Origin of the sequence: Sphingobium sp. IP1, from assembly GCF_002708645.1 — a bacterium.
GTDB classification, from domain to species: domain Bacteria; phylum Pseudomonadota; class Alphaproteobacteria; order Sphingomonadales; family Sphingomonadaceae; genus Sphingobium; species Sphingobium yanoikuyae.
In genome coordinates, this window is the sequence record NZ_NOIW01000064.1 from 21,366 (window position 1) to 34,052 (window position 12,687).

General features: G+C 61.7%; 9 protein-coding genes and 1 tRNA gene. 3 read left to right on the forward strand and 7 right to left on the reverse strand.

All coding sequences use genetic code 11. The features are described 5' to 3' along the window. Nucleotides 1–70: 70 nt before the first annotated feature. A complete protein-coding gene (locus CG471_RS19590) occupies nucleotides 71–1,360 on the forward strand; it encodes an MFS transporter (RefSeq protein WP_004207560.1) in 1,290 nt (429 codons plus the stop codon). Between the two features lie 44 nt (nucleotides 1,361–1,404). Continuing rightward, complete coding sequence (mtgA, locus tag CG471_RS19595; protein WP_099233195.1) at nucleotides 1,405–2,118, forward strand: monofunctional biosynthetic peptidoglycan transglycosylase; 714 nt, start codon at nucleotides 1,405–1,407, stop codon at nucleotides 2,116–2,118. A 212-nt stretch (nucleotides 2,119–2,330) separates the two neighbouring features. Here the strand turns inward: mtgA and CG471_RS19600 are convergent, their stop codons facing one another. The 3 genes from CG471_RS19600 to clpP all read right to left on the reverse strand — a co-directional run bounded on the left by CG471_RS19600 (nucleotide 2,331) and on the right by clpP (nucleotide 7,392). Next, nucleotides 2,331–4,988: a TonB-dependent receptor gene (locus CG471_RS19600; protein WP_099233197.1), complete on the reverse strand. Its 2,658-nt coding sequence runs from the start codon at nucleotides 4,986–4,988 to the stop codon at nucleotides 2,331–2,333. Nucleotides 4,989–5,354: 366 nt separating this feature from the next. Further along, a complete protein-coding gene (gene clpX, locus CG471_RS19605) occupies nucleotides 5,355–6,623 on the reverse strand; it encodes an ATP-dependent Clp protease ATP-binding subunit ClpX (RefSeq protein WP_004207563.1) in 1,269 nt (422 codons plus the stop codon). A gap of 133 nt (nucleotides 6,624–6,756) precedes the next feature. Continuing rightward, nucleotides 6,757–7,392, reverse strand: a complete 636-nt coding sequence (clpP, locus tag CG471_RS19610) for an ATP-dependent Clp endopeptidase proteolytic subunit ClpP (protein ID WP_004207564.1) — start codon at nucleotides 7,390–7,392, stop codon at nucleotides 6,757–6,759. Nucleotides 7,393–7,523: 131 nt separating this feature from the next. On the opposite strand from clpP, the gene CG471_RS19615 reads away from it, so the two are divergent. Continuing rightward, nucleotides 7,524–8,153, forward strand: coding sequence for an HdeD family acid-resistance protein (locus CG471_RS19615; RefSeq protein ID WP_010336052.1), 630 nt, complete (start codon nucleotides 7,524–7,526; stop codon nucleotides 8,151–8,153). On the opposite strand, the gene CG471_RS19620 is transcribed toward CG471_RS19615, so the two are convergent. The 4 genes from CG471_RS19620 to CG471_RS19635 all read right to left on the reverse strand — a co-directional run bounded on the left by CG471_RS19620 (nucleotide 8,135) and on the right by CG471_RS19635 (nucleotide 12,554). Beyond that, complete coding sequence (locus CG471_RS19620; RefSeq protein ID WP_004207566.1) at nucleotides 8,135–9,106, reverse strand: glycosyltransferase family 2 protein; 972 nt, start codon at nucleotides 9,104–9,106, stop codon at nucleotides 8,135–8,137. The two genes, CG471_RS19615 and CG471_RS19620, sit on opposite strands and share 19 nt — an antisense overlap. A gap of 42 nt (nucleotides 9,107–9,148) precedes the next feature. Beyond that, nucleotides 9,149–10,558: a hypothetical protein gene (locus tag CG471_RS19625; RefSeq protein WP_099233199.1), complete on the reverse strand. Its 1,410-nt coding sequence runs from the start codon at nucleotides 10,556–10,558 to the stop codon at nucleotides 9,149–9,151. A gap of 252 nt (nucleotides 10,559–10,810) precedes the next feature. After that, nucleotides 10,811–12,406: a trigger factor gene (tig, locus tag CG471_RS19630; protein ID WP_099233201.1), complete on the reverse strand. Its 1,596-nt coding sequence runs from the start codon at nucleotides 12,404–12,406 to the stop codon at nucleotides 10,811–10,813. A gap of 63 nt (nucleotides 12,407–12,469) precedes the next feature. Beyond that, a tRNA-Leu gene (locus CG471_RS19635) sits at nucleotides 12,470–12,554 on the reverse strand. Nucleotides 12,555–12,687: the final 133 nt, after the last annotated feature.

Sequence of the window (12,687 nt, forward strand, 5' to 3'; positions counted from 1 at the left end):
ACGCCAGTCCGTTTTCCGGCTCAAGAAGCAGTTCAGGGGCCAGTCCAAGGGCCAATCCAAGGGGAAGTCGATGCTGTCCACCATGTTCGCCCGCCGCCTGGCCGCGCGCAATGTCCATTATGGCTGGGCCGTCGCGGGCACGACTTTCCTCACCATGCTGGTGGTAGCCGGCGCGGTCGGCGCGCCGGGCGTGTTCATCGTGCCGCTGCAGAAGGAATTTGGCTGGAGCGCGGCGGATATTTCCGGGGCGCTGGCGATCCGTTTCCTGCTGTTCGGCGGCATGGGGCCCTTTGCCGCCGCCTTCATGAACCGCTTCGGCGTACGGCGGATGATGCTGATTTCGCTGTCGATCGTCATTGGCGGCCTGCTGCTGTCGCTTGGCATGACGCAATTGTGGCAGCTCGTCCTTCTCTGGGGCGTGGTGATCGGCGTCGGCACCGGCCTCACCGCCATGGTGCTGGGCGCGACGGTCGCCACCCGCTGGTTCAGCGAGCGGCGCGGACTGGTGATGGGGCTGCTGTCGGCCAGCACCGCGACCGGCCAGCTCGCCTTCCTGCCGCTGCTGGCCAGCATGACCGGCAGCTATGGCTGGCGCACGGCGATGCTGCTGGTGTGCGGCGCGATCCTGGTCGCGGCCGTCGCGGTCATGCTGCTGATGCGCGACCGGCCGTCGGACCTGAACCTTGCCCCTTATGGCGAACAGGCGATCCAGCCCGTGCCTGCCCAGCCGGCCAGCCTGGGCGCGCTGCTGGCGACGCCGCTGATCGTGCTGCGCGACGTGGCGAAGGTGCCGACCTTCTGGATCCTCTTCTTCTCCTTCTATATCTGCGGCGCCAGCACCAACGGCCTGGTTCAGACCCATTTCATCTCGCTGTGTGGGGATTATGGACTGGCGGCAGTGGGCGCGGCGTCGATGCTGGCGATGATGGGGCTGTTCGACTTTGCCGGCACGCTGGCATCGGGCTGGCTCAGCGACCGCTATGACAATCGCTGGCTGCTCTTCTTTTATTATGGCCTCCGCGGCCTATCGCTCCTCTACCTGCCGTTCAGCGACTTCTCGATCTACAGCCTGTCGCTGTTCGCCATCTTCTATGGCCTCGACTGGGTGGCGACGGTGCCGCCGACCGTGAAGCTGACGGCGCAGCGCTTCGGCCCCGAAAAGGCGAATATCGTGTTCGGCTGGATCTTTGCCGGGCATCAGCTGGGCGCGGCGAGCGCCGCGCTGGCCGGCGGCCTGTCGCGCACCGCCTGGCAAAGCTATATGCCCGCCTTCATCGCGGCCGGCATATTGTGCCTGATCGGCGCAGCGCTGGTCCTGCTGATCAACCGGGGCCGTACGCCGAGCCTGGCGACCGCCTGAAGGAATCGATGACGACGGCGCGCGGGGACGCTAGTTTGCGGCCCATGAAAAAAGCCAAAGCCGCGCCCAAGCCTGCCTCCGCCCAGAAACGTCGTTCCCGCTGGATCAGCATCCCCCTCAAGGTCGCCATCGGCTTTGTCGGCCTGTCGGTCGGCACCGTGGTCATCTATCGCTTCGTGCCGCCGCCGGTGACCATTACCATGCTGCTCGATCCCAATGGCATCACCAAGGAATGGAAGCGCCTGGACGCGATCGACCCGGACATGCCGCGCGCGGCGATCGCGGCGGAGGATAGTCGCTTCTGCAGCCATCATGGTTTCGACGCGGTCGCGATTGCCCAGGCCATGCGCCACAATGCCAGCGGCGGGCGCATTCGCGGCGGCTCCACGATCAGCCAGCAGACAGCGAAGAATGTCTTCCTGTGGCAGGGTGGCGGTTTCGTCCGCAAGGGCTTCGAGGCCTGGTTCACCGTGCTGATCGAGGCGATCTGGGGCAAGCGGCGGATCATGGAAGTCTATCTGAACGTCGCGGAGACCGGCATCGGCACCTATGGCGTGCAGGCCGGATCGATCCGCTATTTCGGCCATAGCGCCGGCAAGCTGAGCCGGGCCGAGGCGGCGCGGCTGGCGGCGGTATTGCCGCTGCCCAAGAAGCGCGAGGCGATCGACCCGCAAGGCGTCACCCGCCGCTATGGCAACAGCATCTCGGCTCGCATCCCGGTGGTGCAGCGCGACGGGTTGGATGACTGCCTGAACTGAGACAGCGGCCGGGCGCCCGAAAATAGGAAATTGGGCGCTTAACCTCCCATATTTCCCGCACATTTCGACATTTTATTGCGCTGTCCTGATCCTATCGGAAAGCGCACACTACCCTATCCCCGATCATAATCGAGCGACGGCGAATAGGACATGAAAAAGGGAGGCGCGGATCGCTCCGCGCCTCCCTTCCTTTTTGCCTGTCGGCGCCTGGCTTAGAAGCCGATGATCAGCGAGGCGCTGATCGCGCGCGGCGAACCGAAGTTCACGAAGGCCGAGGACGAGCTGGCGAGCGTATCCAGACCGCCGCTGAACGAGCCGACATAATATTTGTCGAACAGGTTGCTGACGTTCAGCTGGATCGCGCCCTTTTCCATGCCGACGCTGGCCAGCGAGTAGCGCAGGTCGAGGTCGACGACGGTGTAGGCACCGAACTTCGCACCCGGGAAGATCATCTTGCTGGTGCCATCGGTGAGCGTCACGCTCTGAATTTCACCATTGATGTCGTTCAGATAGCGCGAGCTGGTCTTCTTCGCCTGGACGCCCAGGGTGAAGTCGCCCAGATTGCCCTGCAGACGGCCACCGAACAGATATTTCGGCGCGCTGCGTTCACGCTTACCCGAGGTGCGGAGATAGGCAACGCTATCCTGCACATAGCACAGGCCCGCCAGAGCGATGTCGCTGGTCGCGGCGCAGCTGCCGGTCACGGCGTCGTTCTGGATTTCCGACTTGATGTAGGAACCGAACAGATAAGCAGTAATTTCCTTGATCGGGCTGTAGGAAATATTGGCGTCGACGCCATATTTCTTCACCGGACCCAGGTTGGTGTCGGTGCCGTTACCGTCGATGTCATAGGCGGTGACCAGACGGTTCTTGTACTTCGAGTACCAGCCGGTGACAGCGGCCTGTACCTTCGACGAGGTGTAGCGGAGGCTGGCGTCGAAGCTGTCCGATGTTTCCGGAACGCGATAGGCCGCATCGCTGTCAGCAGGGAAGTAGAATGCGTTGTAAAGCGCATCGGTACTGGGCACCGAGATATTCTTCGCATAGCTGCCTGCAATGCTGATTTCCGGCGTGATCTTGAAGGTCGCGCCTACGTTCGGCAGGAACTTGTCATATTTCAATGTCCGCGATTGCGGGAGCGCCGAACCGGTCGCCTTACCGGTGGTCGGATTGAAGCTGTAAGGCTTCGCAGCGATGTAAGCAGCGCGCTGATCATCCGGCACGCAGTCCACAAAACCGCCCGAGCTGGTGGTGAAGCAATATTGGTTCAGTTCGCGCTTGAAGAACGGCATGCGGCCGCCGATGAGGAGACTCAAACGATCTTCGAAAAACTGACCACGATATTCGCCAGCGATCTGATGCAAGGTCGCGAACGACAGACGATTGCGCTTCTGCAGCGCATTACCTGCCATATCGGTCAACGGATCATTGATCGGAAAAACGTCCAGCGGTTCGCCGCCCAAGTCGACCAAACCGGCATAACCGGTCTGCCTATGACGGGCGCGGTCATAGCTGTAAGATAGACGCAGGCGGTTCGACTCATTAATTTCATAGGCAAGGTTAGCGATACCGACCCAGCGTCGGGTATTAGTCTGGCTCGGCTGCAACACGGTGTAACGATCAGATTCCGTAATCGTTGTGCGAGTACCGTCCGCATTAGTTACGGTATAATCTTGGATCTTTCCGTCGCCATTCTTGTCGACACCCAAAGTGCCGTCACTGTTGAAATCACGACCAAAATAGAACGAACCACCATAGTTCCCCGTATAAGGAACACCATTAATGTAATTGTAGCCTTCATATGCCGCGGTCGTACCGCCACCATTGGCCTTGACCCACTGATAAGCACCGTCAACCGACAGCGTCAGACGATCGGTGAGGGTGTACTTCGAATTGAGGCGAATATTACCCGTATTGGACGGATTGTAACGACGCTCGAAATCCGTTCCGCACGAATTTGCCTGATCCGCTACAGCAACATTGCCAGTCGCATTAACCTTACAGGGATAGCCGCCGGCGATGTCATAGAAACGATCGCTCTTGTCGCCGGTGAAGGCGCTGGCGCGGAAGGGCGAACCACCGAAGTTGTTGCGGTTCTGGTTATAATGGGCAGCGACCGAGATGAAGTCGCCGTTGCTGCCGATATCCTGCCAGATCTTGGCGTTATACTGCTGCTTCGACACCTTGCCATAATTGGCGAAGGCGGCGTCGTTGCGAATGCGCGAAGCCGAGATCCAGGCCTTGGTGCCGTGACCGGTGAGGTCACCGGTGTTCACCACGCCGAACATGCGGAAATAGGGACGATCGCCCGCACCGTCGGCGACGATGTTGCCGTAGCTGACGCTGGCCAGAACGCCATAATCGTCGCTCGGCTCAAGGGTCTTGATGTTGACGGTGCCACCAACCGCAGCGGCGGTCGGGCTGTCGACGTCGGTCGAACCGAGGTTGACGTTGACGTTCTCGATCAGTTCGGCGTCAACCTGCTGGTTGGTGTAGATCGCATAGTTGCCCGAGTCATTGAGCGGGATACCGTCGAAGGTCTGCGAGATACGGTCCGAGCTGAAGCCGCGGATGGTGAAGCTGCCGCCCGACGAACCCCAGGGATCGTTGTTGGTGAAGCTGACGCCCGGCACCAAGTTGATGATTTCGTTGACCGACTGGCCCGGACGCTGTGCCTGGATGATTTCCTGGCCCAGAACGACCTTCGCCTTGGGCGAGTCAGGGATCTTCACGCCGCCAACGCCCTGGTTGACGACGGCGCCCGTCACGATGATCGAATCGAAATCATCCGAACCGGTCGACTGCGCGAAAGCGACAGCCGGGGCAGCGACGGCGAGAATCGCGGCGCTGCACTTGAGAAACTGCTTCATTGACCCTTGTCCCTTTTTCAAGAGTGCGCCCCACGGCGCCATAACCATTTTGCTCTTCGAGCCGGCGCCGCATCTGGCGGCCACTGGCGACGCCCCTGTGATGCTATGATTGCAATTATGTTACAATGCAGGTGCGGGACTGTCACAATTGGACGGGCATCTGGACAAGGCACTGAAAAACAGGCCGAAACCTCAAACTATCACATTGATTTTATTGCATAATATGTCGAAATTTTACACCACACGAACACTGGTGCAATTATGCAACGGCGCAGGAAATTTTGTGCAGTGCGAAAGACTTGCACGAAAAAGGGGCCGATGGATGGTCCACCGGCCCCTTTTGTTCCAGCCTGAACGGCTAATGAACTAGGCGGCGTCTTCCGCGCGCTTGTCCTTCTCGCTGAACACGCGAATCGGTTCCTTGGTCCCGGCGACGACATCCTTGTCGACCACCACTTCACCCACACCCTCCATCGAGGGCAGGTCGAACATGGTATCGAGCAGGATCGCTTCCAGGATCGAACGCAGGCCGCGAGCGCCGGTCTTGCGCTCGATTGCCTTCTTCGCGATCGCGGTCAGCGCATCGTCGGTGAAGCTCAGCTCGACATTCTCCATGTCGAACAGCTTGCCATATTGCTTGACCAGCGCGTTCTTGGGCTCGACCAGGATCTTGACCAGTGCGGTCACGTCCAGATCCTCCAGCGTCGCGATCACCGGCAGACGGCCGACGAATTCGGGGATCAGGCCGAATTTCAGCAGATCTTCCGGCTCGCTCTGACGCAGCAGTTCGCCGGTCTTGCGCTCTTCGGGCGCGGCGACATGGGCGCCGAAGCCGATCGACTTGGCTTCCAGACGGTCGCCGATGATCTTTTCCAGGCCCGCGAACGCGCCGCCGCAGATGAACAGGATGTTGGTCGTGTCGACCTGCAGGAATTCCTGCTGCGGATGCTTGCGACCACCCTGCGGCGGAACCGAGGCGGTCGTGCCTTCCATCAGCTTGAGCAACGCCTGCTGCACGCCCTCACCCGACACGTCGCGCGTGATCGACGGGTTTTCGGCCTTGCGGCTGATCTTGTCGATCTCGTCGATATAGACGATGCCGCGCTGCGCCTTCTCGACATTATAGTCGGACGCCTGGAGCAGCTTGAGGATGATGTTCTCCACGTCCTCGCCGACATAGCCGGCTTCGGTCAGCGTGGTGGCATCCGCCATGGTGAAGGGCACGTCGAAGGTCTTGGCCAGCGTCTGCGCCAGCAGCGTCTTACCGCAGCCGGTCGGGCCGACAAGCAGGATGTTCGACTTGGCCAGTTCCACCTCGCCCGGCTTGGAGCCGTGGTTGAGGCGCTTGTAATGATTGTGGACCGCGACCGACAGGACGCGCTTGGCGCGCTTCTGACCGATCACATAATCGTCGAGCACATCGCAGATTTCCTGCGGGGTCGGCACGCCGCCATCCTTCTTGCCGACGAGACCGCCCTTGGTCTCCTCGCGAATGATGTCGTTGCACAGTTCCACGCATTCATCGCAGATGAAGACGGTCGGCCCCGCGATCAGCTTGCGCACCTCATGCTGCGACTTGCCGCAGAAGGAGCAGTAAAGCGTGCTTTTTGAATCGGAGCCCGTAAGCTTAGTCATTCGCCAATCTTTCCTCCCCGCCGTCGGCACCATGCCGGATCTGGCCGGGGATATTCTGGTCCAAAGGCCATCCTAGACCGGGGCACGGCGGTTTCACAAGAGGTGATGTACCGCGCCCCGGTAAAGATCGCCTTTAGGCTTCTGCGGATTCCGCAGCGGCCGGGCGGCGATCGAACACTTCGTCGACCAGACCGAACGCCTTGGCTTCGTCAGCCTCCAGGAAGGTGTCGCGGTCCATCGCCCGTTCCACCGCTTCCAGCGACTGGCCGGTATATTTCACGTAGAGATCGTTGAGGCGGCGGCGAATCCGAAGGATTTCCTTGGCCTGGATCTCGATATCGGACGCCATGCCCTGGGCGCCGCCCGACGGCTGGTGGACCATGATGCGGGCGTTGCTGAGCGCGATGCGCTTGCCCGGCTCGCCGGCGGCCAGCAGGAAGCTGCCCATCGAGGCGGCCTGGCCGATGCAGACGGTGCCGACCTGGGGACGGATATATTTCATCGTGTCGTGTATCGCCATGCCCGCCGTGACGACGCCGCCCGGCGAGTTGATGTACATCCAGATGTCCTTCTTCGGATTTTCCGATTCGAGGAACAGAAGCTGGGCGACGATCAGCGAGGCCATATGGTCCTCGACCTGGCCGGTCACGAAGATGATCCGCTCGCGCAGAAGACGCGAGTAAATATCGAAGCTGCGCTCGCCACGGTTCGATTGCTCGATGACGATGGGAACCAGCGCGGCCATGGGATCATGCATGATGTTGGTCATTGTGCTCTTTCAGTCAGGTGCTTTTGCCCGACCCCCTACATCGGCACAAAACCCGACTGGTTCAAGGGGGAACCATGTGTCACCCCTACCGTTCCACAATCGTTTCAAATCGCGACAGGGGGAACAAGCCGATGGTTTCCGACGTGCATTCCGATATTCCGCCCCATGACGGCCGGGCCGGACCGGGGCTGATCGCCGCCTTCTCCTTCGGTTGGAAGGCGCTGGCGCTGCGTGGCGTGGTCTCGATCATCCTGGGCATCATCGCCCTGGCCTACCCGTTCAGCGCGCTGTTCGCGCTGACGCTGATCTTCGCGGTCTATGCGCTGGTCGACGGCATATTCTCGGCGATCAGTGCCTTTCGCCGGATGGGCCATGGCCGCCACTGGGGCGCGATGCTGCTGCGCGGGCTGCTGGGCATTGCCGTCGGCATCATCTTCATCGTCACCCCGATCGCGATGACGATCACCTATGCGCTGCTGACCGTGTTCCTGATCGCGGGCTGGGCGATCATCGCCGGCGGGCTCGAAATCATCGCCGCGATCCGGCTGCGCAAGGAGATAGAGGGCGAATGGCTGCTGGCGTTGAGCGGGCTGCTCTCGCTGCTGCTGGGGCTGTTCGTCCTCTATTTGGCCCTTGCCAACCCGCATGTGTCGGTGGCCATGCTGGGCTGGGGGATCGGCTTCTATGCGCTGGTGACCGGCGTCACCCTGCTGATCCTGGCGATGCGGCTGCGTCGCCGGGTTCAGTCCTTCAAGGCGTAGTCGCTGGGCGCGCGGAAGGCGAGATAGGCGAGCCGCCGCACTTCGCGGCGGCCACGCACCACCGTGTCGAGGATGAGGCCGCACATGCCGCTCAGGGTCGCCAGGATCATGAGGCCGGTGACCAGGATCGCGGTCGGGAAGCGGGGCACCAGCCCGGTCTGGGCATAGGTGACGATCAGCGGAGCCGCGAGGCCAAGGCCCAGCGCTGCCAGGAAGGCCGCGATGATGCCGAAGAAGAGGATCGGCCGCTCGATGCGATAGAGGGTGATGATCGTGCGCAGGATGCGCCAGCCGTCGCGATAGGTGGACAGCTTGCTGACCGATCCTTCCGGGCGCGCGCCATAGGCGGTCATCACTTCGGACACCGGCATCGCCAGTTCGAGGGCATGGACGCTGATCTCGGTCTCGATCTCGAAGCCGGCGGACAGCACCGGGAAGCTCTTGACGAAACGGCGCGAGAAGACGCGGTAGCCCGACAGGATATCGGTGAAGCTGCGGCCGAACAGCTGCTTGAGCAGGCTGGTGAGCGCCCAGTTGCCGAAGCGATGGCCACGCCGATAGGCTGCCTCCACCTGATCGCGGCGACAGCCCACCACCATGTCGAGATTATCCTGCAGCATGGCGGCGATCATCTGCGGCGCGGCGGCCGCTTCATAGGTCGCGTCGCCATCGGCCATGATGTAGATATCGGCATCGACATCGGCGAACATGCGGCGCACGACATGGCCCTTGCCCTGCTGGGCCACGCGGCGAACGATCGCCCCCGCACCGGCCGCCAGTTCGCGGCTGCCATCGCTGCTGTTATTGTCGAAGACATAGATTTCGGCATGGGGCAGCGCGCGGCGGAAATCCTCCACCGTCTGCACGATCGCCCCGGCCTCATTATAGCAGGGCAGGATAACGGCGACGCGGGGGTGGCCCACGCCAAGGTTCGAAAGATTGTCCATATCCATAAATTGCCCCAACCTATGCTGACCAAATATGGCCGCCGCCCGTCAGACCGGCGGCGGCAACATGTATCGCGCAACGACGGTCAGCGCCAATATGGCTGCCGGCACACCCACCGTTGCAACCGCCAATGCCGAATGTCGCCGCATCATGGCCCTTATCGTCGCATCGGACAATGCGAGCGGCAGGGCCAGACAAACCGCCAATGTCGTAAAGAAGAAATAGCGCTGATCGGTCGCCACCCCGACAAGCAGGAAGGTGCCTGTATATATCAAGGCAAGCCATATCAATATCGCGCAGACACGCAGCAGCGCATCGCGCGAGACGCGCAGTGCAGCGATGATCCAGGGCAGCAGCACCAGCGCGATCGCGACCATCATCACGGGCGAGGTCAGCGGCGAATAACGGACCTGGTCCAGCAGCCGGTTCTTGAACGACCCGCCGCGGTTGCCGGCGGTGTTCAGCTTGCGCACAGCTTCGGTATGATGGACCGGCACCCAGAAATAGAGGGTCGAATTATAATGGGTCAGGCGATGTTGCAGATAGGCCAGCGGATGATGCCGGATCGCGCCAGTCCAGCGTGACGACAGCGATGCGCCCCCGCTATCCCGGATCGCCTGCTCGACATTCTTGAGCACATGGCAGTTCCAGTGGGCATAGGCCAGCGTGTCCCACATGATCGGGCTGTAGCAGCGATGGACATCCTGAGTCAGCGCCTGCGCGCCGGGCAGATCGGCCAGGACATCATCCCCGCCCCGCACCATGATGCCGGCGATGTCGAATATCTGCAGCGACCGGATCGCCCCGGCATCCGATGCACCAAGGATGCGATGATTGACGATATTGCTGGCCGGGACCAGCAACACTCCGCCGACCGCGGACAGCGCCAGCATCAGCACCGGCCGTGCCATCAGCGCCGGCCGGCCGGCAAAGATCAGCATCGGCGCAACCAGGAACACGGCATTGCTGCGGACCAGCGCCGCCATGACGACGATCAGCAGCGCCAGCGCCCAGCACAGCGTCCGGGCCGGCCGCGCGGCGACAAGCCCTTCCTGCACCGCCCCGATGATCGCCACGGCCAGCAGCAACATCACCGCCATCATGATGTCCTTGGCGATGTTGACGCTCATCATCAGCAGCATCGGCTGGGCCGCGAGGAAGATCATGCAATAGGCGCAGAGCCACCGGCCGCGCCGCGCCGGCAGGCTGGCCAGCAGCGCAACGCCGCAGCCGTAGAAAATGGTGTCGAAGGCGAAGATCGGCCCGGTGCCCGCGCCGAACAGGGTCAGCCCTTCCCAGATCCGCGCCATCAGCGGCGGATGCCAATCGTTGAACTGGCCAGTGACGATCTGATGATATTGGCTGTTGCTGTCGCTGTTGGGCTCACCGGGAAAGCGCAGGAGGAAGAAGGCGAGGAACAGGAGCAGGCAGACGCCCACCAGGAGCCACCTGTTCATCAGCAACTGCCCAAGACCCCGACCAGAACCGCCCTTGACGACTTGCATAAGCCCTCCGCGATCAGTTCATCGCCTGATCCCAAGTTTCGGGCCTTCATCAGAATATATTGCAGCGCAAAAATAAAGATCAGGAAAAGCGCGTATCATCCCGGCGTTCGCGCCGAGGGCTGATCGCCACCCGAGACACCATGCAAAACGCCCGCCCTTCCCTGTCGGGAAGAACGGGCGTTCCGATTTGCTGGCTGGAAAGGCTTATTCAGCCTTGGCAGCGGCCTTCTTGGCGGGAGCCTTCTTCGCCTTGGGCTTTTCCTCGGCGGCAGCTTCCTCAGCCGGGGCGTCGTCCTTCTTGGCGGCAGCCTTCTTGGCCGGAGCCTTCTTGGCGGGCGCTTCCTCGGCTACGGCCTCGGCCTCGGCGGGCTCGGCCTTCTTCTTGGCAGCGGCCTTCTTCGCCTTGGGCTTGTCGTCATGATCGTGGTCATGGCCGCAGCCCGGACCGTGGACGTGAGGCTTCAGATCGCCATCTTCGGCTTCGATCGCAGCTTCCAGTTCCTCACGGCTGACAGCGCGGTCGCTGACTTCCGCCTTTTCGAACAGGAAGTCGACGACCTTGTCCTCATAGAGCGGCGCGCGCAGCTGGGCGGCGGCCATCGGATCCTGGCGGACATACTGCACGAAACGCTCACGGTCCTGCGGGCTGTACTGCTGGGCAGCCTGCATGATGAGACGGTTCATTTCATTGTCCGAAACGACGACATTGTTGGCCTGGCCGATTTCCGACAGCAGCAGGCCCAGGCGCACGCGGCGCACGGCGATGCCGCGATAATCTTCCTTCTCGGCTTCCATTTCGGCCAGAGCCGCTTCCGGATCGGCTTCATGGCTGGCTTCATGCTGAAGCTGCTGCCAGATCTGGTTGAATTCGGCTTCCACCATGCTCGGCGGAACGTCGAAGTCGTGCGAAGCGGCGAGCTGGTCGAGCAGCTTGCGCTTCATGTAGGTGCGGGTCAGGCCGTTATGCTCCTGCTCGATCTGGCCCTTGAGCAGATCCTTGAGCTGGTCGAGACCTTCCAGGCCCAGCGACTTGGCGAAATCGTCATCGAGCTTGGGCTTGTCGGCGTTCAGCACCGACTGCACGGTCACGTCGAAGGTCGCGGCCTTGCCGGCGAGGTGCGCGGCGCCATAATCTTCGGGGAAGGTGACTTCGATGGTCTTTTCTTCGCCCTTCTTCACGCCGCCGAGCTGCTCTTCGAAGCCGGGGATGAACTGGCCCGAGCCAATCTTCAGCTTCACGCCTTCGGCCGAACCGCCTTCGAACGCTTCACCGTCGACCTTGCCGACGAAGTCGATGACCAGCGTGTCGCCGTCCTTCGCCTTGTGGCTGGCGGCATATTCTTCAAGCGCGCCCTGCTGGGTCGCGATGCGGCCGGCCTGTTCCTCGACCTGCGCGTCGCTGACTTCGGCAGTCAGGCGCTCCAGCTTCAGACCGTCGATGCTCGGGGCTTCGATCACGGGCAGAACTTCCAGTTCCACCTTGACCTGCGCGTCCTTGCCGAACTCGAAGCTTTCGTCCAGCTCGACCGAAGGCTGCATCGCGGGACGCAGCTTCTGGTCGGCGATCAGCTTCTGAACGCTTTCCTGGATGGAATTGTTGAGCGCGTCACGCTGCAGGCTTTCACCATGCATCTTCTTGACGAGGTTCGCCGGCACCTTGCCGGGGCGGAAGCCGGGCATGCGCACCTGCGGCGCAATCGCCAGCACTTCCTTCTCAACGCGGGCGTCGATATCCTTCGACGTGATGGTCACGGTGTAGGCGCGCTTCAGGCCCTCGTTCAACGTCTCGACAGTCTGCATCTCTTCTCTCAAACGCTTTCTTAGCTGAATCTCGTTGGCGCCGGATCAAGCCAAGCCTGACACTGGTGCGGGCGAAGGGACTCGAACCCCCACATCTTGCGATACCAGAACCTAAATCTGGCGCGTCTACCAGTTTCGCCACGCCCGCATCGGTCGCCGGTCGGCGCGGCATAGAGAAAAGCATTGGCGAGAGCAAGGGATATGGATGCATTGGTGGAACCGGCGTCCTTGCCCGCGCGTAGCTTCTTCTTTGCAGGAGAGCATAGCATGGCCACCCAGCC